This is a genomic window from Synechococcus sp. N26, from assembly GCF_900473975.1.
Classification (GTDB): domain Bacteria; phylum Cyanobacteriota; class Cyanobacteriia; order PCC-6307; family Cyanobiaceae; genus Parasynechococcus.
Genome location: NZ_UCNM01000002.1, coordinates 384,169 through 408,632, shown reverse-complemented (window position 1 = coordinate 408,632; position 24,464 = coordinate 384,169). Strand labels below are relative to the sequence as shown.

Genomic DNA, 24,464 nt, shown 5'->3' with positions numbered 1-24,464 from the left:
TTTCGGTGCTCCCTAATGAATCGTGGAGTTGAATCTCTGCAGAGACGCCGAGGCTTCGGGCTCGCTTGAGCCGGACTCTACAGGGCATGTCTGGGCTCTTGAGACCCTTGAGACGACCCGGGCCCTGGGCCGATTGCTGGCGCGCGAGCTTCCGACTGGAGCAATTCTCCTGTTGAGCGGGCCCCTTGGCGCCGGCAAAACATCATTGGTACAGGGCCTGGCCGAGGGCCTCGGGATCAGCGAGGCGATTACCAGCCCCACTTTTGCCCTGGCCCAGCACTACCCCCAGGGGGAACCACAACTGGTGCACCTTGATCTCTATCGCCTGGAGCAACCGGCCTCCGCCGATGAACTGTTTCTTCAGGAGGAGGAGGAAGCCAGCGCCACCGGGGCGTTGATGGCCGTGGAGTGGCCAGAACGGCTGGGGCTCGATCTGGCCGAGGCCTGGCACCTGGAGCTTCGCCATCAAGACGAAGGGCGGCTCGCTCAGCTCACCTCTCCAAGAAAGGCCTCGACTTGAGCCTGCGTGGGCTGAGGATCAATGCCACCGGCCCCGCCGCAGACCAAAGCACCACAGGCGGCAGCAAAACGGATGCGCTCCTGGGGCGCGGCGGCCCAGCGGTGCAACAGCCCAGCCGTGAAGGCATCACCAGCACCGGTGGTGTCGACGACACTGGGGGGCTGAAAGGCAACCTGCTGACCAGAGTCGTCAGCGAATTGCCAGCGCACCGGGGCCGCGCCATCGGTCACCACCACATCCGGCCGCTGGGTCAAGGTCTGCTGGATCGCACCGGGATCGTCGGTATTGAACAACCAGAGCGCCTCCTCCCGCGCCAGCTTGATCAGGGCCGCCTGGTCCAGGAGCGGTTGAATCGCAGCCTTCGCCGCAGCCGACGGACCCGCCGCGGGATCAGCGGTGGCATCCCAGAACGTGGGACGCCAATTCACATCAAGGGCAATCGCCGTGCCTTGGCTGCTGGCCTGGCGCACGGCCGACAACAAAGCCGAAGCCGACGTTGGTGCTGCCAACGGAAGGGTGCCAATCAACAACCATCGGGCCGGGGGTAGGGCAACCGGCTCCAACGCCTGGTCGGCAAAGCCGGCCCCCTGATCTCCTTCAAAGCCCTGAAACTGTCGTTCCCCATCCCTCGCACGGCGCACCATCACGATGCGACTGGGACGCTCGGCATCCCGCTGCAGGAGCGAGGTGTCGACACCACGCTCAGCAAACAACCTGGAAAAGGCTTCACCGATGGCGTCCTGCCCCAGTCGACCGGCAAAGGCCACGGGGGTCTCCAGGCGGGCCAAGCCAGAGGCCACATTTGCTGGCGCTCCTCCCAGACGGTCGTCGACCGGACGATCCACCGCCGGATCACCACCCGGTGGACCGAGCCGGTCAATCAGGGCTTCACCGAGACAAACGACAACGGAACCAAGCGCCATCCGACCGCATCAGAACCTTCCCTAAGGGTGGGCAGAGCTTTCCAACCTGCCAAGCAACGCCTCAATGATCCGAGCATTGGCGGCCGGAAAGGCGTAATTCCCCAGGTCCTCCGGCCGCACCCAACGCACCTGCTGACTGGCAAGGGGCTGCGGCTCCCCCGAGACCCAGTCGCAGAGATGCACCACGAAGCGCAGCTTCTTGTGGCTGTAGGCGTGATCAACGGTGATCAGTTCAGCGCCGACCGTCACCGCAATGCCCAGCTCCTCCTTTAACTCGCGGGCGATGCAGGTTTCGATCGTTTCGCCCTGCTCCTGTTTGCCACCGGGGAACTCCCACATCCCCCCCAGCAGGCCTTCCTCCAGGCGCTGGTCAATCAACACCTCCCCGGCCGCCTTGAGCACAACCCCCACTCCGATCACCTGGAAGGGCAGGGGCTTGGGGGCTTCGGTCACGGGCCAGCGGCAAGGATCGCCGGCACCGTAGGCCGCGCAATGGGATTGCCAGGGGCAGCGGTGGCAGTCCGGCTGGCGGGGGGTGCAAAGCGTGGCCCCAAGATCCATCAAAGCCTGGTTGGTGTCCCGTGGCCGAACCGGATCAAGCAGGGCCTCACTCCAGCACCAGAACAAGGCGTCGTCACGGGCCGGTGGGCGCGGATGGGCCGTCAATCGCGCCAGCACCCGTTTGACGTTGCCATCCAGAATCGGCAACGGTGCATTAAACGCACTGGAAAGGATGCTGCCGGCAGTGGTGCGACCGATGCCCGGCAAGGCCATCCAGCCCTCCAACGTGCGGGGCCAGGATCGGTCCACCAACAGCTGCGCCGCCTGATGCAGCCGGCGGACCCGGGAGTAATAACCGAGGCCCTGCCACTGCAGCCGCACCACATCCAGAGACGCCGCAGCCAGGCTCTCGACAGAGGGAAACGCCTCCATCCAACGCGTCCAGTAGGGGAGAGCCACGGCCAGCTGGGTCTGCTGCAGCATCACCTCGGCGATCCAGATGCCGTAGGGATCGAGATCCTGCTCCGGCGCTGGACGCGCGCCACCAGGCAACTGCTTCCAGGGGATGCCGTCGCGGCCATGCCGCTCCCACCAAGCCAGCAAGGCTGTCGATAGAACAGCAGCTTCGGCCTCGGTCAACGCATCCATGGGTTCGCGATTGGCGTCAGAACAGGGCCCGAGCAACGACCGTCATCCAAGTGATTCCGTCGCCAGGATGCACGGGCGCAGCAAACCAAGGCGTGAGCCCAAGCCACAACCTCTGGAGCTGGAACGAGCGATCAATCGGTTGGAGCCTGATGGGCGACCCCAATGCCGAAGAGGCCGTGCTGCTGATTCATGGCTTCGGGGCCAACACCAACCATTGGCGCTTCAACCAGCCGGTGCTGGCCGAACTGCTGCCCACCTACGCCATCGATCTGCTCGGTTTCGGGCGCAGCGATCAGCCTCGGGCTCGCCTGAAGGATGAGCCCGTTTCAGCGGATGCCGTTCATTACGGCTTTGATCTATGGGGCCAACAGGTGGCTGACTTCTGCCGCCAAGTGATCGATCGCCCAGTGCGACTGGTAGGCAACTCGATCGGTGGGGTCGTTGCCCTACGAGCCGCACAACTGCTGGGGGAACGATGCCGGGGCGTGGTGCTGATCGACTGCGCCCAGCGCTTAATGGACGACAAGCAATTGTCCACCCAACCCGCCTGGATGGCCTGGATCCGACCGTTGCTGAAGACGATGGTGCGGCAGCGCTGGCTCAGCACCGCGCTGTTCCGCAATGCAGCACGGCCCGGCGTGATCCGCGGTGTGTTGAAGCAGGCCTATCCCAGTGGCGCCAACATCGACGACGATCTGGTGGATCTGCTGTTTCACCCGACCCAACGCCGGGGTGCGGCTGAGGCCTTTCGCGGCTTCATCAACCTGTTTGACGACTATCTCGCCCCACAGTTAATGGCGGAGATGTCGACCCCCGTGGATCTGATCTGGGGTGAGCAGGATCCCTGGGAGCCAGTCGCAGAAGCGGGGCGATGGGCGCAGACATTGGACTGCATTCAATCCCTTTCACTGATTCACAACGCAGGCCATTGCCCCCACGACGAAGCACCGGATCAGGTAAATCCGGTTCTTCAGCAGCTGATCAACGCAAGATCAACTCAACAGGCGACATAGGCCTCCACCTGATGACTCACCCGGCGCAGACCGGCCAGGCCATCACGCTCAAGGTTGCGAACACGGTCGCGGCTCATGCCCAGGATCCGACCGATGCCGGTGAGGCTCATGGGGTCTTCCCCATCCATGCCGTAACGCATGCGCAACACCTGCTCCTGCAGGTGGGGCAACTGGCCCAGGAGGCTGCGCAAATCACCCTTTAAGCAATCTTCTTCCACTTGATCACTGGGCAGATCGCCATCGCCGGAGAGCAGTTCCAGCAATTCGGTGTCGTCGCCATCACCAACCTTCATCTCCAGGCTCACGGGCTGACGGGCACGGCACATCAGATCCTTGACGTCATCTTCCGGCAGCTCGACGAACTCGGCCAGCTCGGTGACGGTGGGTGTGCGCCCCAGCTCCTGACTCAACTCCCGCTGACCCTTCTTGAGCTTGTTCAGCATCTCCGTGATGTGAATCGGCAACCGGATCGTGCGGCTCTTCTCCGCAATGGCCCGAGTGATGCCCTGGCGAATCCACCAATAGGCGTAGGTGGAGAATTTGTAGCCGCGGGTGGGGTCGAACTTCTCCACTCCACGCACCAAGCCGATGGTTCCTTCCTGGATGAGATCCAGAAGTTCCATGTTCCGCTTGGTGTACTTCTTGGCCACGCTCACCACCAGCCGGAGGTTGGCGGCCACCATCCGCTCCTTGGCGCGACGGCCGTGCTGCATCTTGCGCTTGAGCTGCATCGAAGACAGCCCTGACGCCTTGGCCAGCTGGTCGCGACTGGGCTTTTCACCAGCCTTGTTCTCAAGCTCGGACTCGAGCGATTCCAGATCCATCAACTCCTGCACCTGGCGGCCCAGAGTGATTTCCTGCTCGTGGGTCAGCAGCGGCACGCGGCCAATGTCGCGCAGATATGAGCGAACCAGATCAACGTCGGCCGTAACGGCCTTAGCCGTCTTGGCAGCAGTCTTCGACTTGGAAGCAGCGGTCGCAGCCGGAGCCATGGAGTGCTTCTTTTAGTTATGTGAAGCGTACTCCTAAGAAACGTAAACAGGCTCTCAGAAAACGCGGAAGGCGAAGAAATGGGTAGAAATACCTGTGGCTTGCACGAGCTGCGGCAGATGCACCAGCAGCCACCCCGCCGTCTTCAAGTAGATCAGCGTTCCCGCCACATCTGTGCAGGTGGTGATGAAGGGTGTGGACATCAGCGCCGGATCCAGGCCCATGCGGTCAAACAGCAGTGGGAACGCTGCGCCGGCCGTGGCTGCCAGGGTGGTGATCGCCAGCAGGCTCATCCCCACCGAGAGTCCCACCAGTGCGCTTTCGCCGCGCCACCAGGCAAAGGGAACCACCAGCAGCAGCATCAACACCCCCAGCAACGCCCCAGCCATGGCTTCGCGGCCAATCGCCCGCAAAGGTCCAAGGCTGGAAATGCTCTGAGTGCTCAAACCACGGATCACCACCGTGGAGCTCTGGGCCCCCACGTTGCCGCCGGTGCCACCGAGCAAGGGAATGAACGCCGCCAACAACACCACCTGCTGCAGCACCCCTTCATTGGCGGCGATCACCTCTGAGGTGAAAAAGCTGGCCAGCACCAGCACCGCCAGCCACACCACGCGGCGCCGGGCAACGGTGAACAGATTGCTGCTGAAGTAGTCGTCGTCATCGCCCGCCTGAACCGCCCCAGCGGCGTAGAGATCACGGGTGGCCTCCTGCTCGATCACATCGATCACGTCGTCCACCGTGACGATGCCCACGAGACGCTGTTCCAGATCCACCACGGGAACGGCGAGAAAGTCGTAGCGCTGAATCGTGCGGGCCACCTTCTCCTGATCGGTATCGGTGCTGACGCTGAGCACCTCCTCCGTCATCACATCACCGATGCGGGCCTGCGGGTCTGCCGTCACCAGATCCCTGAGCGAGAGGATGCCGGTGAGGCGTCGCTCCGCATCGGTGACATAAAGGGAATAAATCGTCTCGGTGTCGCGGGCACGCCGCCGCACGATTTCCAACGCCACAGCGGCGGTCTGGTTTTCCTTGAGGGCGATGTATTCGGTCGTCATCAGGCGACCCGCCGTCTCGGAGCGGTAACCCAACAATTCAGCGGTCACCTTGCGCTCGTCAGGACTGAGCTCGCTCAGCAGCTGGCGCACCACCTTGGCCGGCAGTTCCTCAAACAGACGAGCGCGATCATCCGGTGACATCTCCTCCACCACATCACGCATCTCACCGGAACGCAGCAGGCTCAGCAGGCTCTGCTGGGTGGCGGCGTCGAGGTACTCATAAACGCTGATGGCTTCGTCTTTGCCAAGCAGGCGAAAGGCAATCGCCTGCAGGTTGGCCGGCAAGTTGCCGATTGCTTCAGCGATATCCACCGGCTGCACCGGTTCCAATAGCACTTTCACCGCGTCGTAATTGCCCGCCTGGAGCATCGCGGCGAGCTCATGGGAGACCGCCTCGGCCAGCAACTCGGGCTCCACGCTCACGCCAGAACTGCTCAGCCCCGATGCCTCCGTCATGCTCCTCCGGCCGGGAGCCCAGTGTATGGCCGTTCGAGCCGGTTAATCTCTGCGCTCCATCCCTGTTCCACCATGGCGATCAGCGTCAGTTCCGTCTCCGTCACCACCCCCGACGGCAGCAGCAAGTCCCTGGGTGACTACGCCGGCAAGGTGCTGCTGATCGTGAACGTCGCCAGCCGCTGTGGCTTCACCAAGCAGTACGCCGGTCTGCAGGCCCTGAAAGAGGCCTACGCCGCCAAGGGCCTGGCGGTGCTGGGTTTCCCCTGCAACGACTTCGGCGCCCAGGAGCCCGGCAGCCTTGAGGAAATCAAGAGCTTCTGCTCCACCACCTACGGCGCTGACTTCGAACTGTTCGAGAAGGTGCACGCCAAAGGGAGCACCACAGAGCCCTACACCACCCTCAATCAGATGGATCCCGCTGGTGATGTGGAGTGGAATTTCGAGAAGTTCCTGGTGGGCAAGGACGGCACGGTGATCGCCCGCTTCAAGAGCGGCGTCACCCCTGAAGATCTCAAGTCGGCGATTGAGGCAGCTCTGGCGGCCTGATCAGCGCAGCTCCAATGCGGCCAGCAACTGCTGGCCGTAATCCGACCAGGTTCGAAGCGGTCGCTGCTGAGCAGCTTTGTTGAGATCGACCACGCGATTAGGAAAGGCCAGCAGGGAAGCCATGGCCGCCGCCAACGATCGCCAGCTGCGGGTGTCCACCGTCAGGCATCCACCCTCTGCGGCCAGTTCTCCGAGGGCACCATTACCGCTGCACAGGCAGCCACGGCCGTGCCAGAGGCTTTCGGCGACGGGCAGGCCGAACCCCTCCTCGATCGAGGGGTAAACCGTGAACTGCGCCCAGGCATACAGCTGATTGAGGCGGTCATCGTCGGCCTCACGGATCCAGTCGACAGGCAGCCCCAGAGAAATCGCACGCTCGACCAACGCTGCGATTGCAGGGTCGTTGGCCCATCCAACAATTCGCAAATCCACTGCCTTTTCCTCAAACGCCAGCAGCCAGGCCAAGGCCTTCAGCAGCGTGCGATGGTTTTTGCGCGTTTCCAACGATCCAACACAAAGAAGCCGCAGAGGCTGCTCCGGTTGATGGAGGTCCATGTTGCAGACCCGCTGAGTCCCTGGACAGGCTTGCGCCAAGGGAAGCCCCTGAACGTGGGCGAAGGGCAGCTGCTCCTGCTTGAGGAAACTGCGGAGATGGTCCGCCGTGGTGAGGGAATTGGCCAGAACCCGATCAGCACGTGCCAGGCCACGCATGTAATCCCCATGGGATCGCGCTGCCATTGAGTTCTGCCCCCCATACAGATGGGCCAAACGAATGGGGATGGCGTCATGAAACACCCACGCCACCTTGAGCCCAAGCGTCCTCGCGGCACGGGTCAACTCATCAACGGACGGCCCGACACGGCTTCGAACAAGTTCGACCACAAGGAGCCAAGCCGGCTCGATGGCCGAATCGAGATCAAGGGTCCATGCATCCACAGGCGGCCCGTTCCAACGTTCCAGATGTCGAAGTTGAGCTGGAGTCGCCAGCACAAAGCCCTGATCTTGCTGCCAGCAGACCGGCCGTAGCGGCATGCCCAGCTCGAGCAAGGCCCGAGCCGTCAGTCGCACACAGCGCTGGATCCCGGTGTTGTGGGCAAAGCGCGTCGTGTGATTGACGTAAAAGAACATCCAGAACGGATCAGTTGCTGAAGCGGCGCCCGCACCAGAACCCAAGCCCTGCAGCCCCGAGCCCCAGCCCAAGAGTCAGCCCGATCAAGCCCAATGCAGCGGCCCAATCACCGGCGCTGAGGTGCTGCATCGCCGCCAGCATCCAGCTGCTGAAGGTGGTGAGCGAGCCGCAGAAGCCAATGCCAAGCAGCAACTGACGCCGTGGTGCGGCGGGTAGCCCGGCCAACAAGCCCAACAGGGCAGCTCCGAGAACATTCACCAGCAGGTTCTGATCCCCCAGATGCAAAGCCACCTGCCAGCGCAGCAAGGCTCCGGGCACAGCACCGACACCAACAAGCAACAACTCCTGCAGTTCAAGTTGCAGGCTGGGTTTGGTTTCAAGCATGGGTCCCCAGTGCATAACCCACGGCAGAGGCCAGCAAGCCGGCTCCGATTGAGGCAAGCGCCAACACCAGCGCCGTCAGCGCCTGGCAGGCCCGCAGCTCGTTGAGCAGCTCAACGGCGAAGGTGGAAAAAGTGCTGAGGCTGCCAAAAAAGCCCACCCCCATCAGCAGGGCAATGCCTGTGCTGGCCGAACAGGTTTCATTGAGCGCCAGCACCAGGCCCAGGGCGAAACAAGCCACCACATTCACCAGGAAGGTGCCCCAGTGTTTCTTCGGCACCATGGGCTGAAAGTGGTTGACCACTTTCAAGCGCAGCCAGGCCCCGGGGATCGCTCCCAGACCCACCAGAACCACTTCAGGCGCGGAGCCAGCCACGGCGTTGAACTCCCGAAAGGGTTTGAACGTGCAGCCAGTCTTGGCCATCGGCGGCGGACCAACGCCGCAGCAGCCGCAGGGAGGATCCTGCCTTGAGGGTGCTCAGCCGGGGAGCCACTGCCAGGGGGCTCAGCCGAAGAGGTTGGTCGGTGGCCGTATGCAAGGGCCCGGAGGCAGCGCGGCGACGGGGCTGCGGTTGACGCCGATCAGCACCACCGGCAGGCAAGGCAGCGGGGGCCATCAAAGCCACCCCCAACAGCCAGCTCCAACGCAGAACAGGCCCCATCAAATGTCAAGGGCTGCCATGTCCAGCTCGGCGCTGTGGGTCTCGATGAATTCCCGGCGAGGAGCAACCTTGTCGCCCATGAGGATCGTGAAGATGCGATCAGCTTCGAGAGCGTCTTCGATCTCGACCCGCTTCATCGTGCGCGTGGTGGGATCCATGGTGGTTTCCCAGAGCTGCTTGGGCATCATTTCGCCAAGACCCTTGAAGCGCTGGATCGTGTAATTGGCCTTCTCGCCGAAGCCCTCCAGGGTCTTCTGCAGATCGCCCTCGTTGTAGCAGTAGGTGTGGTTCTTACCGCGCTCCACTTTGTAGAGCGGCGGACAGGCGATGTAGATGTAGCCGCGCTCCACAAGCTCTTTCTGGTAGCGGTAAAAGAAGGTGAGAAGCAGTGTGCGGATGTGGGCGCCGTCCACGTCTGCGTCGGTCATGATCACGACCCGGTGGTAGCGGAGGTTCTTCACGTCGAAGTCCTCCCCCTTGATCCCCAGGCCCAGGGCGGTGATCAGGGCCTGGATCTCCGTGTTCTTGTAGATCTTGGCGTCGTCGGTCTTTTCGATGTTGAGGATCTTGCCCCGCAGCGGCAGGATCGCTTGGAAGCGACGGTCGCGGCCCTGCTTGGCGGAGCCACCAGCGGAGTCACCCTCAACGATGTAGATCTCGGATTCGCCAGGGTCGCGGGAGCTGCAATCAGCCAGTTTTCCGGGCAGGGTTGAGCTCTCCAAAACACTCTTGCGTCGCACCAGTTCGCGTGCCCGGCGGGCGGCTTCAGCGGCATTGAAGGCCTGGATCGCCTTCTCCAGGATCAGGCCGATCACGGAGGGATTGAACTCAAGGAACTGGCTAAGGGCTTCACCCACCAGGTTGTCGACAATGCCGCGCACCTCGGTGTTGCCGAGCTTGGTCTTGGTTTGACCCTCAAATTCCGGTTCCGGCACCTTCACCGAGAGCACCGCCGTCAGGCCTTCGCGGATGTTCTCCCCCGCCAAGTTGGAATCGGATTCCTTGCGTTTGCCCAGCTTCTTGGCAAACGCATTGAGGGTGCGGGTGAGCACCGTCTTCAGGCCCTCGATATGGGTGCCGCCATCCACGGTGCGGATGTTGTTGGCAAAGCCGAGGATGCTGTCGGAGTAGGCATCGGAGCACCACTGCAGGGCTGCCTCCACCTGAACACCGTCCTTCTCGGAATTCACATAAATGATTTCCGGATGAAGGGCGTCCTTCTCCTTATTCATGTAGGCAACGTATTCCTTTATGCCGCCTTCGTAGAAGTAGGTCTCTTCATGGGGGTTCCCCTCCTCATCCCGGGCCGACTCCCGCTCATCGCGGAACACGATCCGCACACCACCGTTGAGGTAGGCCAGCTCCCTCAAACGGGCCGAGAGGGTGGCGTAGTCGAAGACGATGCCGCCGGTAAAGATTTCAAAGTCAGGCTTAAAGCAGACGGTGGTGCCGGTCTCACCGGACTCCGCTGCGGGCTGCGACTCCGACGCCAGCGCCCCGATGGCCGCGCCGCGCTCAAAGCGCTGGCGATGCACCTGGCCCTGACGGCGCACCGTCACCTGCACCCATTCGCTCAGGGCATTCACCACCGATACGCCAACGCCATGCAGTCCGCCGGACACCTTGTAACCACCAGCTCCAAACTTGCCGCCGGCATGCAACACAGTGAGAACCGTCTCCAGGGCGCTCTTGCCGGTGCGCGGGTGCACATCGGTGGGAATGCCGCGGCCGTTGTCGCTCACCGAGGCGGAACCGTCTTCCCCCAGCACAACAACAATGCGGTCGCAATGGCCCGCCAGGGCTTCATCAACCGAGTTATCAACAACTTCGTACACCAGATGGTGCAGGCCCCGCGGTCCTGTGGAGCCGATGTACATGCCCGGGCGCTTGCGTACGGGCTCAAGCCCCTCCAGCACCTGAATCTGCTCGGCGCCGTAGGCGTTCTGGACCTTGGAAGCGTCGCTCATTCAAAAAGTCTCAAGCCAGGAAACCGGGTCATGGGCGGGCACAACGGCTCTAAACCTCGACCTGACAATGTCAATCTACCACCGGCTGTCTATAGAGGCTTGCAGAGGCCTCTCAGCGCCCATTTCACGCCGGGCTGCACCCCCTCACCCTTTTGAACAGCTCCCACCCCCTGGTGATCACCCTGCTCGGGCCCACCGCCAGCGGCAAAACCGCCCTGGCGCTGGACATCGCCGAACGGCTAGATCTGCCGGTGATCAACGTGGATTCCCGCCAGCTCTATCGAGAGATGGACATCGGAACCGCCAAGCCCACGGCTGAGCAACAGGCGCGGGTGCCGCACCATCTGCTGGACCTGCGCACGCCCGATCAGCCGATCACGCTGCAGGAGTTTCTGGCGATCGCAACCCCTTGCATCGACGCCGCTCTGGAGCAGCGGGGCGGGGCGTTGCTGGTGGGCGGCAGCGGGCTGTATCTCAAGGCCCTCACCAGTGGCCTTCAGCCTCCGGCCGTGGCACCCCAGCCGCAGCTGCGCCGGCAGCTGAAAGCCTTGGGCCAGGGCATCTGCCACCCCTTGCTGCAGGCTGCTGACCCCAAGGCCGCCGCCAAAATCGCCCCGGCTGATGCGGTGCGCACCCAGCGCGCCCTGGAAGTGCTCTACGCCTCCGGGCAACCGATGAGCCGCCAGGCCACAGCCACGCCTCCGCCCTGGCGGGTGCTGGAACTGGGCCTCAACCCCGCCAACCTGCGCCAGCGCATCCAGCAACGCACCGAGCAGCTGTACCGCGATGGGCTGGTGGAGGAGACCCGGCGGCTGAGCGAGCGCTACGGCGCTGATCTGCCGCTGCTTCAGACCATCGGCTACAGCGAAGCGCTGCAGGTGATCGGCGGCAGCCTGAGCACCGCAGATGCGGTGAGGATCACCAGCCAACGAACCCGCCAGTTCGCCAAACGCCAACGCACCTGGTTCCGGCGTCAGCACAACCCCTATTGGCTGGCCGACCAGGCAACGCTGACGGATGCCATGACGTTGATCGAGCAACATCTAAGGTGAAGGATGCAGACGTTGTATTAAGCGAAGTTGTCTGCACCTGTCCCCGTCACCGCCTGAATGCCCCCACGTCCCCGTTTTGACCGTCGTGCCCCGGTTCGGGAGCTGCCCAACATCAACGACCGGATCAACTACCCCCAGTTGCGGGTGGTCGACTCAGACGGCGCTCAGCTGGGCGTGATCAGCCGCGAAGAAGCCCTGGATGTGGCCCGCGACCGGGAACTGGATCTGGTGCTGGTGAGCGAGAAGGCTGACCCCCCGGTCTGCCGGATCATGGACTACGGCAAATTCAAGTTCGAGCAGGAAAAGAAAGCCAAAGAGGCCAAGAAGAAGTCGCACCAGACCGAAGTTAAGGAGGTCAAGATGCGCTACAAAATCGATCAGCACGATTACGACGTGCGGATCGGTCAGGCCCAGCGCTTCCTCAAGGCGGGCGACAAGGTGAAGTGCACCGTGATTTTCCGCGGCCGTGAGATTCAGCACACGGCGCTGGCCGAAACCCTGCTGCGGCGCATGGCCAAAGATCTTGAGGAAAAGGCCGAGATCCAGCAGGCGCCCAAGCGGGAAGGCCGAAACATGATCATGTTCCTCACACCACGCAAGACGCCGTTGGTGAAAAAAGAGGAGAAGGAGCAGGCCGCCAACAAGGCCGTGCGCACCATCCCCGCACCGCCAAAGCCCACCGCCGCCAAAGTGACCAGCCCCCAGAGCTAAGCCTCAGCGTCGCCAGCCAGCAGCAAGCGCCATCCCTGGGCTGAGGCCTGGGGATTGAAAGCGCTGCGGGCTTCGCACATGAAGCCGTGGTCGGCACCGGCAGACTCCACAACGCGCAAGCGCTGGCCAGCGGAATCAACCTTGCTCAAGGCGGCCCCTATGGCTTCGCGATCCTCGGAAGGGATCAGCGGATCAGCCGTACCGAAGACACAGGTGAGCCGCGACTTTATCTCAGGCAGCAGGGCCAAAGAGGGCTCACCACCACCAGGTCGCATTCGGCTCACACCGGCACCGTAAAAATTAAAGGCGTGCTCAACCCCGGGCAGCGTGGCTGCAAGAAAAGCGGCATGCCCCCCGAAACAGAAGCCCACCACATGGATGGCGGCCTGGGGGTAACGGGGCCTGAACCAGCTCACCGCTGCGGCGACATCAGAAAGGATCTGCTCACTGGTGGTGGCGTCCTTATGGCGGCGTCCTTCAGCCAGATCGGAGGCGTCGTAGGCCAACTCCAGATCAGGAGCCGTGCGGGCAAACAACGGCACCGCAAGGGCCGGGTACCCCTGGGCAGCCAGGCGATCGGCCACGCTGCGCACCCAGGCGTTAAGCCCGAACACCTCGGGTAGCACAATATAGACACGATTTCTGCACGGTTTTAGATCAATATCGCTCACTTGATCCTGAGGCTCTGTCCACCAGCACCGCAGGCGAACGGGGCCATTCAGAACGTCGACCCAAGCACCGCCGCGCGAACCAGAAGTTTCCATAACTGCTTAGGACACACCCCCAATTGTCACCAAGCAGTTCGCTCCGTATGGTGGCCGCATTCAGACCTGTCCCACCGGCGTGCGATTCCATATCCAACAGGAAAGCGACATTCCGGCGTCGACGCAGCTTTACAACCAGATCTGCTTCGCCATCGCAGCGCGGCATTACCCGCCGGGGCATCGCTTGCCCAGCACCCGCCAGCTGGCCATGCAAACCGGCTTGCATCGCAACACGATCAGCAAGGTGTACCGCCAACTGGAAACCGATGGCGTGGTGGAAGCCATGGCCGGCTCCGGCATCTACGTGCGTGACCAGCAAAAGCCCCGGGAAATCAAAACGCCACCGCACATCCGCAATCGGGGCGTCACCGATCTCGACCGGGAGGTACGCAAGTGCGTGGATGGCCTGCTCAATGCCGGCTGTACCCTGCAGCAAACCCGGGAACTGCTGACCCGGGAGATCGACTGGCGGCTGCGCTGCGGCGCCCGCGTGCTAGTAAGCACGCCGCGGGAAGACATCGGCGCCTCAATGCTGATAGCTGAAGAGCTTGAGCCCTGCCTGGATGTGCCAGTGGAAGTGGTGCCGATGGAGGAGCTGGAGAGCGTGCTGGAGAATTCCAGCAACGGCACGGTGGTGACCAGCCGCTATTTCCTCCAACCGGTGGAGGAGCTGGCCAAGAAGCACAGCGTCCGCGCCGTGGCCGTGGACCTCAACGACTTCCGCCAGGAGCTGGCCATGCTCAAGGAACTCCGGCCTGGCAGCTGTGTGGGCCTCGTGAGCATCAGCCCCGGCATCCTGCGGGCTGCAGAGGTGATTCTCCACTCGATGCGCGGCAACGAGTTGCTGCTGATGACCGCCACTCCCGATGTGGGCAGCCGCCTGTTAGCCCTGCTGCGGGCCTCCAGCCACGTGCTCTGTGATCGGCCCAGCCTGCCCCTGGTGGAACAGAGCCTGCGCCAGAACCGTTCCCAGCTGATGCGCATGCCTCAGGTGCATTGCGCCGAGAGCTACCTCAGCACCGATACGATCGATCTGCTCCGCAAGGAGATCGGCCTGCAGATCCCGGCGGCCGCCAGCTGACAACTCTGCGATGTTTGATCACATCCGTGCCGACCTCGCGATCATCCGCGAGCGTGATCCGGCTGCCCGCGGCTGGCTGGAAATCGTGTGCTGCTATCCCGGTTTCCAGGCCATCAGCCTGCACCGGATCAGCCACCGGCTCTGGACTTGCCACTTACCACTAAAGCTTGCCGCCCGCTGCCTCAGCCAGATCGGCCGGGGCCTCACCGGCATCGAAATCCACCCCGGCGCCCGCATCGGCCACAGCGTGTTCATCGACCACGGCATGGGGGTGGTGATTGGAGAAACCGCCGAAATTGGCAACCGTTGCCTGCTCTACCAAGGGGTGACCCTGGGGGGCACGGGCAAGGAGCACGGCAAGCGCCACCCCACCCTGGCGGAAAACGTGGTGGTGGGCGCTGGCGCCAAGGTGCTAGGTGCGATCACGATCGGCACTAACACCCGCATCGGCGCAGGCTCCGTGGTGGTGCGCGACGTAGAGAGCGACTGCACCGTTGTGGGCATCCCTGGAAGGGTGATCCACCAGAGCGGTGTACGAATCAACCCACTGGCTCACTCGGCCCTGCCGGATGCCGAAGCCAACGTGATCCGCAACCTGATGGAGCGGATCGATGAACTGGAAAGCACCGTGGGCAACCTGCAGCGCTGCCTTCGGGAAGTAGCGGAAGGCCGGGCCCTACGGGAGGTGTGCCGCGGTGAGGCCCAGAACCTCAAAGACCGGGAGATCCTGGAGTTTCTGGGCGAGGAAACCGGCTGAAGCTGATGCCTCAGGCCTCAGATGCAGGCCGCGAGGGCTGGAACATGAACATCGAATAGATCACGTTCCGGCGCATGTTGGTCATCATCTCGAGGAACATGTCATAGCCCTCGTTCTTGTATTCGATCAGTGGGTCCTTCTGGCCGTAGCCACGCAGGCCGACTGACTCCCGCAGAGCATCCATTGCCTGGAGATGCTCCCGCCAGAGGGTGTCGATCTGCTGAAGGATGAAGAAGCGCTCAGCTTCTCTCATCAGACCCGGACGTTGCTGCTCGATCTGTCCCTCTTTGAGGTCGTAGGCATTGCGCAGTTGCTCCTGCAGGAAAGCCTTGAGTTCCTCCATGCCAAGGCCCTGCACCTGCTCGGGGGTGAGGTCTTCGAGGAGATAAATGAACTCTTTCACCTTGCCCACCAGCTGAGCCAGATCCCATTCTTCAGGCGGCAGATCGGGATTCACATAGGCCTCAACAATCTCAGCCATTGTGCGTTCGCCATAGCCGATCACCTGCTTTTTCAAAGCCCGGCCATCAAGCACCCGCCGACGCTCGGAATACACCGCCCGGCGCTGGTTGTTCATCACCTCGTCGTACTCGAACACCTGCTTGCGGATGTCGTAGTAGTAAGTCTCCACCTTTTTCTGGGCCCCTTCCAAGGAGCGGGTGAGCATGCCGGACTCGATCGGCATGTCTTCCTCCACGCGGAACGCATTCATCAGGCCGGCAACGCGATCCCCACCGAAGATACGCAGCAGGTTGTCGCCCAACGAGAGGAAGAAGCGGGTGGAACCAGGGTCGCCCTGGCGGCCAGCCCGACCGCGCAGTTGGTTGTCGACCCGGCGGGACTCATGACGTTCGGTGCCGATCACGTGAAGGCCGCCGGCTTCGCGCACGCTGGCTTCGTCTTGCTTCACCACCGCGTCGTACTCCGCCTTTACCCGGGCAATGGCCTCGCGCAAGGCCTGTATCTGGGGGTCTTCCGTGGGGGCCTTTTCAGCGGCGGTGGCGATGCGCTCTTCCAGCTCAATCACCGTGAGAGCTCGGTCACCCCAAGCCTTCACCAGATCACGGGCCAACTGGCCCAGGGCCTGATCGGTGTCGTCGGTGAGGGGACAGGGATAAAGGCTCTCGCCGGTGCGGGGCAGCGTTGGAGGAGCGGCATCAGCAAAACCGCCGGGCGCCGAACTGCGCTGGAGAGGCACCGGGGGTTTGTGGTCGTCTTCCGGTTTCACCAAACGGCCCAGCAACACTTCCCGCAACTTCAAACGGGCCATGTAGTCGCTGTTGCCGCCCAGGATGATGTCGGTGCCCCGGCCCGCCATGTTGGTGGCGATGGTCACCGCTCCAGCACGACCGGCCTGGGCCACGATCTCGGATTCCCGTTCCACGTTCTCGGGCTTGGCGTTGAGCAGGTTGTGGGGGATCTCCTGCTCCGCCAACAGGGAACTAAGCAACTCGCTTTTTTCCACTGATGTGGTTCCGACGAGCACCGGCCGGCCTTTTTTGTGGATCATGGCGGTTTCATTGGCGACGGCCCGCCACTTGGCCGTTTCGGTTTTGTACACCTGATCGGCCCAGTCCTGGCGAGCACGCACCCTGTTGGTGGGCACAATGGTGGTTTCGAGCTTGTAGGTCTTCTCAAATTCCACCTCTTCTGTTTTGGCCGTACCGGTCATGCCGGCCAAGCGGGGATAGAGCAGAAAGAAGTTCTGGTAGGTGATCGAAGCAAGGGTCTGGGTTTCCGCCTGAATCGGCAAAGCCTCTTTGGCTTCGATGGCCTGGTGTTGTCCATCACTCCAGCGGCGACCAGGCATCACACGGCCGGTGAACTCATCCACGATCACCGCTTCGCCATCGCGAACGATGTAGTTCACATCCTTCACAAACAGCTCCTTGGCCTTGAGGGCATTGGTGATGTAGTGGGCCCAGGGGTCCTGGGGGTCGAACAGGTCCTGCACCCCAAGCATCTGCTCTGCCTTGGCAAAACCCTCATCGGTGAGGGTGCAGCTGCGCTGCTTCTCATCCACCTCATAGTCGCCTTCCGGATCGATGCCGTCCTTGCCCATTTCGGCGGCACGCTCGAGGGCCAAAGCCACCTGGGCTGCCTGCTGATACTTCTCCTGGGGCCGCTCCACCTGGCCGGAAATGATCAGAGGCGTGCGTGCTTCGTCGATGAGGATTGAATCCACCTCATCAATCACGCAGTACTGGAACTCCCGCTGGACCACCTCGCTGATGTCCGCGGCCATGTTGTCCCGCAGGTAGTCGAAACCCAACTCGGAGTTAGTGGCGTAGGTGATGTCGCAGTTGTAATTGCGTCGTCGCTCCTCCGGCCGCATGTCCTGCTGGATCAAGCCCACGGACAAGCCCAGAAATCGGTGCACCTGGCCCATCCACTCCGCATCACGGCGAGCCAGGTAGTCATTCACGGTGACCACATGGACTCCACGACCAGTGAGGGCGTTGAGATAGCTAGGCAAGGTCGCGACCAAGGTTTTGCCCTCGCCGGTTTTCATCTCAGCGATCTGGCCTTCATGCAGGACCATGCCACCGATCAGCTGCACATCGAAATGGCGCATGCCAAGAACCCGCTTGCCGGCTTCGCGCACCACAGCGAAGGCCTCGGGCAAGATTTCATCAAGGATCGGGCGCTGATTGGCCAAACTGCCAGCGTTGGCAAGACGCTCCTGAAAGACTGCAGTTCGGCCGCGCAATTCGTCGTCCGAAAGAGGGGCGACCTCCTCTTCCAACAGATTGATATCGGAAACGATTGGCTGATAACGCTTCAGCTTGCGGGCATTGGGATCACCCAGCAGGAGCTTGAGCATGGAGTCAGCGAATCACTTCCGAAGCAGCCTACCGATGCTTTTAAACAGCAGTGCCGCGGGAGCCGTACCCCGGGAGAACCATTGATACAGTCTGCCCAGTTTTTGGGGACCGATGCGCCTTTCCATCCTGGTTGTGTCCCGCACAGCAGGCCTTGTAAGCAGGATGCTCGGCGCTCTCAAAGACGCATTGCATCTTCCCTCAGATCAGGTTGAGGTTCTTTGCTCCTGGAATGGGAATTCAGCAGAAGAGGACCGCATTGAAAATCTTTCGGGCTACGAATTTTTGATAGCCAATAGATCTCCATATCACTTCGCCAGCAACATGAACAGCCTGGCTGAAAAGGCCAACGGTGAAGTGCTACTCCTAATCAACGACGACGTAATTCTCGATAGCCATAGCCTCGACGCAGCTCTGAGCTGCCTATCTGATCAACCAAAGACCGGCTTAGTCGGTGCCCGCTTATACGACAGCGAGGGGCGCCTCACCCATGCTGGCATCCTGTTCGATCGACGACATAACCCTTACCACCAACTCGATCGATTAGTGAGTGCTGATCACCATGGCGTACTTGGAGATCCAAGACCAATACCAGCGACCACAGGCGCTGCAATGGTGATTCGTCGGGAGCACTTTCAAGCTCTTGGATTCAACACCAATTACAAGGTATGCGGCGAAGACGTGGAGCTCTGCTTAGCCGTTAGAGAACATCTGAGATTAAATGTTATCTACTGCCCCCGTTTCAGCGGCGAGCACAGTGGTGAGGCAACTCGCAGCGAAGAGAAAAGTCAGGGCGGGAACAGTGAGGATCTTACCCGCATGCGCGGATTGCATAAGCGATTCCTTAACTCCGCATGCCGCGATCAACTGAAAATTGAATTGGCAGCCAGCGTGATCGAAGCAGATGTTTTGCGATCAACAATTTTGGCCCAATTCAAAAATATGCACCACAGCCATTGGGAGGACCAAACGCACGCCCTTCAGCTCGAACGCTTAAAGCTCAAACAGAAGCTAAAGCAAACCGAGCGAGGAGCCTGATTAATGACAGCACAACCACTCAAAGGTCGCAAAATACTTATTACGGCCTACGACTTGGAACAAAGTGAACATCGTGGCATTGCTGTATACAGCAAATCACTAATGCGCTGCTTACACGAAGCCGGAGCTGAGGTATGGCTGCTTACTGAATTTTTCGACAAACTCTCGGGCAAGGGATTAAAAAATCTTCCTAAGAGGACGCAGTCAATGATTCAAAACGCCCGAATTCTTTCCAGTCTCGCGCAGGGACGGTTAGACCAACCACTCAACATATGGCAACGAAAATTTAGACTTGCCCGTAAAACAAAAAATTTTGGGGCATATTTTAGACTGCTAATAAACATCGTTCGGCGTCCAAGAAGCTACAAATCTAGAGATCTCAACCATTTCCACCTCAAAGAACTTTATGATAACCCATATGTTCGCGTAGAACGGTTAAGTTACCTCGAAAATGTAGCTGGCATTGTAAGCGCGCCTGAAATTTACCTTGCCTCACAGTTGGCTGCAGAGCTAGCAACACAAAGACCCGTTCGTATCGACTTAAGCGGCTTTGACGCGCTAATCACAACCTGCCCTCTAAACATCAGCCCTCAAAAAGTGCCCACCTTTATTCAGACAATCCACGACTTAATCCCCCTGGAGTATGTCGCCCATAACGAAGACCCGCTGATGTTCAGTCACCGCTTGCAAGCCTGTAAGGCCGCACGCAGGCTATTTGTCTCACAAAGTACAGCCAACAAGTTCAGCGCACATATCCACAGATTCCATACACCCCGATCTCCTCAAAGGAAAAATGTTGGCGATAACTCCCTGGAAACTGTCATCATCCAACCCCCGTCTTTACACTTCCCAAGCTGGCTAACAGAAGACGGAGGAAGAATCGCTGATCTGCTACCCATCAGCCATCTATTGAAGGATGATGCTTTTATGACTTCTATGGCCATAAGAAAGACGTCATCAGCATCTGGAGCACTCACCCCATTTCGCTATTTCTTGTTTAATTCTTCCGTTGAGGCGCGCAAAAATCTGCTGTTCCTTGCAAAAGCCTATGCAGAATCAAATCTAAGCAAGAAAGGCATAAAACTTTGCGTCACCGGAAAACTTAAAGGTGACAGCTACAGCAAAGCCCTAAAAGACATTGTGGCTCATGAGCCTGGCATCATCCTCACAGGTTATGTAGATGAGAGTTCCAAGCTTGACCTATATCTCAATGCTCTAGGACTTGTAAGCCCGTCATTAGTAGAAGGATTTGGCATCCCCGTTCTCGATGGCGCATGCCTGGGCATGCCAACTATCGCAAGCGATTGCGAATCTCATATCGAAATCCAAAGCCTTCACGACTTCTCAGAACATGTGTTGTGCCTGGACACACTCGACAGTCGAGAATGGGCAACAGCACTGCAAGCGGTAGCAAACAGGAATCGGGACCTAGCCAAACAGCCAGCCAATTCACGTCGAGAACGGATAGCTCGATACATCAAATTTCAAACCGGATTCACCGACAAACTTCAAGAAGATCTCGTAACCATCCTTAGCTGAGCTCTGCTATCTGAGCGCACAAAGAACGCTGCTGACGCGTCACCGACAATGACAAAGACAACTCACGACCACTAGCACTGAGATCCCACCAAAGCCGGGAGTCGGTCAACAAACGCCGCAAAGCGCAACTGAAAGACGTTCCTCCATTGTCAGCAGAGAAAAACAGGGAGCTGCCAGTATGAAATTCGGTATGCACCGGAATCTGGCTGAGCATGGTGGGGATGCCTTCCGCCTTCGCCTCTAGCACCGGGTAGTCAAATCCCTCTTCCAAGGACGCCGACACCAAAGCCAAACTACTACGAAGTGTGGCCAACAACTGGGCAGGATTCAGCTCCTGGATCAATTCCAGTCCAGCAGGCCGCGGCAAAGCGCTGCGCAATCTCTGCAACTCCATCGAAGCAACAACGCCGCGACCCACAATTCGCAGGACGCCTCTCCAATTAGGCAATTGCTGCTGAGCGATAGCCAAGGCCTTCAACAAACCTCTCAGGTTCTTATTGGCATCATGGCGGGCAATAACCAGCAAATCTTCAGTAGCGGGAGCTGGCACAGGCGGACGAACAACTTCAATTCCATTGGGGACCACAACTACCCGGTCAGCCGCCATTCCAAATGAAATTAACTGGTCGGCCACATGTCGACTGATAGCCACCACACGCGTCGCACAAGCAAGATGACGTGGCTGCCAAAGGCGATATTTCAACCATGCCTTACGACTATTCGGATGGCTGAGGGGGGTAAGGTCATGACAAGTGATCAGCTGAGGAATCCGAGAAAACCCTAATAAGGCATCAAAAAAGGGGGAATAGATCACTTCTGGACGCACATTGGCACTGTGCAACAAAGGCTCAAGCCGCTGACCATGCTGAACCATGGCATTACGCTGAAGAAGTCTCATAAATCGACCAGGTGCCACAGGGGGTGCGTTTGGCGTCCATTGATCGAAAGGAATCAAACAAGCCTTACCATGAATGTCGAGCTGCAAGCGCAAACCAGGAATACCGGGAATGACGCGCTGCACATAAGTACTGAAGCCTGATGGGCCAGTCTGCCAAGAGAGCAAATTGATCAGCTGGGTCAAAACAATGAGCCCTCTATAAATCGGTCAAAATGCTAGACATGCTTCAAATCAAAAAAGGAATCTTGGGGCGTTCACGATTCAACCAACGCAGGGCGAACCAGAGACCGAAGGTATTAATAGCCACCATCAAAAATCCGATCGACCACTGCACCTCGCCAGCCATAAGAGAATGACGAAGAGGACTTAGAACACGATATAAAGGATTAAGGTTGGCGGTCCAAGCCATCGTCCCTAGATTGTCTTTTCGGTATAAAATTGGCGACAATAGAAAAACTAGCTGTAAAACAATAGGAACTAATTGGTAAAAGTCACGATAACGAACGCCGAGCAAACACACAACCATCGGCGCCCATATCATGAATAAGAATAAATTAAGCAAGGGCAACCAACAACAAGCCAACAAATTAATGAGCAAGTTGTGCTGAAAAAAGCTCAAAGCCAGTAACACCAAAATGAAAGATTGCAGAAATGTCTGCACCTGGAAAGCCCATTCTTCTAACACGTAAAAAATGGGATTCAGATTAGTGTTTTGAACATGGGCCTGATTGTGCTCAAACAAGTTGGGCGCCGTACCAAGCGCAGCGCTGATGCCGTTCCAAACCACCAAGCCTATGCCTAGATACACAACATAAGTCCCGAAATCCTGGACCTTGAAAACGGTTCCGTACACCAGCGCCAAAGCCGCGATCGAGAGCACATTGGATAACCCCAACCAGAAACTTCCTAGTAGCGTCCGAGCAAAACGTGCGCGTGTGCGGGCAGTAGCGGTGAACCACCAAGCCCGACGCATCCTCCATGCGTCCTTCATGGTGGAGCTCACAGAAGCCCTAGTGCTGAGCTTTTGAAGGCGACCAACCTGCGTCATGAGACCAGTCTGCCGGTGGACTCTTGGACTTGATTGGAGTGGTAATAGTCCAAAGCACTTTCCAAAGGGCCCGAAAACACCAACCGACCGCTATCAAAGACCAAACCGCGGCGACAGAAACGTCGCAGCAACTCTTCGGAATGAGAAGCCAACAACAAGGTTCCAGCCGAACTGAGGAAACGAGTCATACGATCCTGTGCTTTCTCGTAAAAACTGCTATCGCCTGCACCAAAGCCTTCATCCATGGCCAAACAATCGTGGCTACCACCAGTAAGAACGGCAAACAAAAGGCGGGCTGACATCCCTTGACTATAGGTTTTTAACGGCAAATGAATAAAATCACCTAAACCAGAAAAGTCAATCACATCATCAGTGAATTCTTCAAAACCACGAAGATTATTATTCACTAAAAGATAGTGGGCTTTAATTGCCTGCAGGCCACTCAACTCTGGGCTTGTGATAAAACCCTTATGAATCATGGGGAAAACAGGAACGTGGGCCTTGAAGTGACCTGAAGTTTGCTGGTAGATGCCTGACACAAGCCTGAGGAAAGACGACTTCCCTGCTCCGTTATGACCAATAAGGGCCACTCTTCCGCCCTGGCGAATAATCAAAGAAATGTCTTGCAAAGCTGTCACAACAGCACCACCACGACTACGACTCAGACGACCTCCAGTGACAGATCGAATCAACGACGACTTCAACGAGCGGGTTTCGGTGGTTAGAACAGGAATCTCTAGGCCAACGTTCTCTAGCTCAAGCACTGGTGGGCGATCCTGCGCAGGAGAGAGCTGTTGTTGCTCGATCGCCAAGGCCCCTTCATTCCTCTGAAGTTCAAACACTACTGGTTCCCACCGCATAGCCCAACCGCTGCACGTGTTTCAGCCAGACCCCACGGGCAAAAAGCGTGCGATAGCGATCCCTCGACTGCATACTTAACTGTTGGCGCAAAGCCGGTTGATCTGCGAGTCGTTGTAGGACCTCGGCCAAACCATCGGGCGACTGAGACCAAGGCAAACCGGACAACTGCCCGACCCAGCCCATACCTGATCGCGGCCTATCAAAAGCTAGTGCAATTCTTCCAGCCGCCATTGCCTCCAGCTGAACGATGCCAAAAGCCTCATTGCTGCGATCGGATGGCAACACCAGCACATCTGCCCGGCCTAACTGCTCAAGCTTCTCGCTCTCAGATAAACGGCCGAGGAAACGAACCCGCGAAAACATATGTGCAGAACGTTTAGCCAAATGCTCAAAATGCGGGCGGAGGGGCCCATCCCCAACAACGGCAAGCTCCCAAGGTGAAGAGAGCGTCGAAAGCGCCTCCATCAACCAGTCAAGGCGCTTGTAAGTATCGAGACGACCTATAAACACCACTCGTAGCGGTGCGCCGACTCGAGCCTGAGGCAGAGGTAAGGCCAAACCCAGCTGCTCCTGCTGCTGGCTGAGGCAACAGGGCAGAACAGAGACCTTCTGCTGGGGACAACCGCAACGATTCAGCTCCTGAGCCAACAACGGCGAAGTCGTGACCACGCCGCAAAGCAGAGGCATCAGCAGCAAAGCAAGCCGTTGATAGACCCCATACAACCATCCGTTAATGCCCCGGTGTGGTTCCAGAAAGCAATGCCAATGAGCAGTAACACAGCGACGAGGACGGACTAACCGAGCCAGCAACAAAATCAGCAGCACTCCTGGGGAAGGCAAATGACCATGCAATGGCCTCGGAGATAAAAGAAGTGACAACAACTGACTTGATGGGAGTGGCAACTTCAAACGACCAAACGACACCGGCGAGGGAAGGCGCGTTCGGGGGTAAGTGACCAGGAGTGGATCGTCGAGAACTGAACTATGTCCCTGAACATCAAGGCTGTATACAACTCCGCCCAAGACACTGGCCAGCTCATGGGTTACCCGTTCCACACCTCCATAGCCAGGAGGCCATTCCCGTAAAACCTGCTCA

Annotated in this window: 24 protein-coding genes; 9 read left to right on the top strand and 15 right to left on the bottom strand. The window is 59.3% G+C overall.

Annotated elements, in window-relative coordinates; translation table 11 throughout:
• Positions 1 to 28: 28 nt before the first annotated feature.
• Positions 29 to 520: a tRNA (adenosine(37)-N6)-threonylcarbamoyltransferase complex ATPase subunit type 1 TsaE gene (gene tsaE / locus DXY33_RS02020; protein WP_115009971.1), complete on the top strand. Its 492-nt coding sequence runs from the start codon at positions 29 to 31 to the stop codon at positions 518 to 520.
• On the opposite strand, the gene DXY33_RS02015 is transcribed toward tsaE, so the two are convergent.
• Together DXY33_RS02015 and mutT are read right to left on the bottom strand one after the other, a co-directional pair.
• A complete protein-coding gene (locus DXY33_RS02015; RefSeq protein ID WP_115131531.1) occupies positions 487 to 1,443 on the bottom strand; it encodes a carbohydrate kinase in 957 nt (318 codons plus the stop codon). The genes tsaE and DXY33_RS02015 overlap by 34 nt on opposite strands.
• 21 nt (positions 1,444 to 1,464) lie before the next feature.
• The gene (gene mutT / locus DXY33_RS02010) at positions 1,465 to 2,592 is read right to left on the bottom strand and encodes an 8-oxo-dGTP diphosphatase MutT (protein ID WP_115131658.1); all 1,128 of its coding nucleotides are present in this window, start codon (positions 2,590 to 2,592) and stop codon (positions 1,465 to 1,467) included.
• Between the two features lie 92 nt (positions 2,593 to 2,684).
• On the opposite strand from mutT, the gene DXY33_RS02005 reads away from it, so the two are divergent.
• On the top strand, positions 2,685 to 3,605 hold the full coding sequence (locus DXY33_RS02005; RefSeq protein WP_115131530.1) for an alpha/beta fold hydrolase: 921 nt from the start codon (positions 2,685 to 2,687) through the stop codon (positions 3,603 to 3,605).
• Here DXY33_RS02005 and DXY33_RS02000 read toward each other — a convergent pair.
• Complete coding sequence (locus DXY33_RS02000; RefSeq protein WP_115131529.1) at positions 3,590 to 4,597, bottom strand: RpoD/SigA family RNA polymerase sigma factor; 1,008 nt, start codon at positions 4,595 to 4,597, stop codon at positions 3,590 to 3,592. The genes DXY33_RS02005 and DXY33_RS02000 overlap by 16 nt on opposite strands.
• 54 nt (positions 4,598 to 4,651) lie before the next feature.
• Entirely contained in the window at positions 4,652 to 6,112 is a 1,461-nt protein-coding gene (gene mgtE / locus DXY33_RS01995) for a magnesium transporter (RefSeq protein ID WP_115131528.1), read from the bottom strand.
• 72 nt (positions 6,113 to 6,184) lie between these two features.
• Between mgtE and DXY33_RS01990 the strand changes: the two genes are divergently transcribed.
• Positions 6,185 to 6,658, top strand: coding sequence for a glutathione peroxidase (locus DXY33_RS01990; protein ID WP_115131527.1), 474 nt, complete (start codon positions 6,185 to 6,187; stop codon positions 6,656 to 6,658).
• On the opposite strand, the gene DXY33_RS01985 is transcribed toward DXY33_RS01990, so the two are convergent.
• The 5 genes from DXY33_RS01985 to gyrB are packed head-to-tail and all read right to left on the bottom strand — an operon-like array spanning position 6,659 to position 10,797.
• The gene (locus tag DXY33_RS01985) at positions 6,659 to 7,786 is read right to left on the bottom strand and encodes a glycosyltransferase (RefSeq protein ID WP_115131526.1); all 1,128 of its coding nucleotides are present in this window, start codon (positions 7,784 to 7,786) and stop codon (positions 6,659 to 6,661) included. It abuts the gene before it with no gap.
• Positions 7,787 to 7,796: 10 nt separating this feature from the next.
• The gene (locus DXY33_RS01980; protein ID WP_115131657.1) at positions 7,797 to 8,171 is read right to left on the bottom strand and encodes a CrcB family protein; all 375 of its coding nucleotides are present in this window, start codon (positions 8,169 to 8,171) and stop codon (positions 7,797 to 7,799) included.
• Positions 8,164 to 8,544, bottom strand: coding sequence for a CrcB family protein (locus DXY33_RS01975; RefSeq protein ID WP_115131525.1), 381 nt, complete (start codon positions 8,542 to 8,544; stop codon positions 8,164 to 8,166). The genes DXY33_RS01980 and DXY33_RS01975 overlap by 8 nt, the downstream gene beginning before the upstream one ends.
• Positions 8,525 to 8,830 (bottom strand): SH3 domain-containing protein, encoded by a 306-nt coding sequence (locus tag DXY33_RS01970; protein WP_115131524.1) that lies wholly within the window; start codon positions 8,828 to 8,830, stop codon positions 8,525 to 8,527. The genes DXY33_RS01975 and DXY33_RS01970 overlap by 20 nt, the downstream gene beginning before the upstream one ends.
• The gene (gyrB, locus tag DXY33_RS01965; RefSeq protein ID WP_115131523.1) at positions 8,830 to 10,797 is read right to left on the bottom strand and encodes a DNA topoisomerase (ATP-hydrolyzing) subunit B; all 1,968 of its coding nucleotides are present in this window, start codon (positions 10,795 to 10,797) and stop codon (positions 8,830 to 8,832) included. The genes DXY33_RS01970 and gyrB overlap by 1 nt, the downstream gene beginning before the upstream one ends.
• 152 nt (positions 10,798 to 10,949) lie before the next feature.
• On the opposite strand from gyrB, the gene miaA reads away from it, so the two are divergent.
• Together miaA and infC are read left to right on the top strand one after the other, a co-directional pair.
• Positions 10,950 to 11,849, top strand: coding sequence for a tRNA (adenosine(37)-N6)-dimethylallyltransferase MiaA (miaA, locus tag DXY33_RS01960; RefSeq protein WP_115131522.1), 900 nt, complete (start codon positions 10,950 to 10,952; stop codon positions 11,847 to 11,849).
• Between the two features lie 57 nt (positions 11,850 to 11,906).
• Positions 11,907 to 12,560, top strand: a complete 654-nt coding sequence (infC, locus tag DXY33_RS01955) for a translation initiation factor IF-3 (protein ID WP_115131521.1) — start codon at positions 11,907 to 11,909, stop codon at positions 12,558 to 12,560.
• Here infC and DXY33_RS01950 read toward each other — a convergent pair.
• Positions 12,557 to 13,324 (bottom strand): dienelactone hydrolase family protein, encoded by a 768-nt coding sequence (locus tag DXY33_RS01950; RefSeq protein WP_170950901.1) that lies wholly within the window; start codon positions 13,322 to 13,324, stop codon positions 12,557 to 12,559. The genes infC and DXY33_RS01950 overlap by 4 nt on opposite strands.
• A gap of 79 nt (positions 13,325 to 13,403) precedes the next feature.
• Between DXY33_RS01950 and DXY33_RS01945 the strand changes: the two genes are divergently transcribed.
• Positions 13,404 to 14,405, top strand: a complete 1,002-nt coding sequence (locus DXY33_RS01945; protein ID WP_038556721.1) for a GntR family transcriptional regulator — start codon at positions 13,404 to 13,406, stop codon at positions 14,403 to 14,405.
• A gap of 10 nt (positions 14,406 to 14,415) precedes the next feature.
• Entirely contained in the window at positions 14,416 to 15,162 is a 747-nt protein-coding gene (gene cysE, locus DXY33_RS01940) for a serine O-acetyltransferase (protein WP_115131520.1), read from the top strand.
• Positions 15,163 to 15,172: 10 nt separating this feature from the next.
• Here cysE and secA read toward each other — a convergent pair whose 3' ends face one another.
• Positions 15,173 to 17,986 (bottom strand): preprotein translocase subunit SecA, encoded by a 2,814-nt coding sequence (gene secA / locus DXY33_RS01935; protein ID WP_115131519.1) that lies wholly within the window; start codon positions 17,984 to 17,986, stop codon positions 15,173 to 15,175.
• Positions 17,987 to 18,098: 112 nt separating this feature from the next.
• Between secA and DXY33_RS01930 the strand changes: the two genes are divergently transcribed.
• Positions 18,099 to 19,022, top strand: a complete 924-nt coding sequence (locus DXY33_RS01930) for a glycosyltransferase (protein WP_115131518.1) — start codon at positions 18,099 to 18,101, stop codon at positions 19,020 to 19,022.
• Between the two features lie 3 nt (positions 19,023 to 19,025).
• Positions 19,026 to 20,561, top strand: coding sequence for a glycosyltransferase (locus DXY33_RS01925; protein WP_115131517.1), 1,536 nt, complete (start codon positions 19,026 to 19,028; stop codon positions 20,559 to 20,561).
• Here DXY33_RS01925 and DXY33_RS01920 read toward each other — a convergent pair.
• Genes DXY33_RS01920 through DXY33_RS01905 form a run of 4 tightly spaced genes read right to left on the bottom strand, consistent with a single transcriptional unit; the run spans position 20,554 to position 24,424 of the window.
• Positions 20,554 to 21,642, bottom strand: a complete 1,089-nt coding sequence (locus DXY33_RS01920; RefSeq protein WP_244275822.1) for a glycosyltransferase family 1 protein — start codon at positions 21,640 to 21,642, stop codon at positions 20,554 to 20,556. The two genes, DXY33_RS01925 and DXY33_RS01920, sit on opposite strands and share 8 nt — an antisense overlap.
• Positions 21,643 to 21,685: 43 nt before the next feature.
• Positions 21,686 to 22,450 (bottom strand): ABC transporter permease, encoded by a 765-nt coding sequence (locus DXY33_RS01915; RefSeq protein ID WP_244275821.1) that lies wholly within the window; start codon positions 22,448 to 22,450, stop codon positions 21,686 to 21,688.
• Between the two features lie 53 nt (positions 22,451 to 22,503).
• A complete protein-coding gene (locus DXY33_RS01910) occupies positions 22,504 to 23,319 on the bottom strand; it encodes an ABC transporter ATP-binding protein (protein WP_244275820.1) in 816 nt (271 codons plus the stop codon).
• A 22-nt stretch (positions 23,320 to 23,341) separates the two neighbouring features.
• A complete protein-coding gene (locus tag DXY33_RS01905; RefSeq protein ID WP_244275819.1) occupies positions 23,342 to 24,424 on the bottom strand; it encodes a glycosyltransferase family 4 protein in 1,083 nt (360 codons plus the stop codon).
• Positions 24,425 to 24,464: the final 40 nt, after the last annotated feature.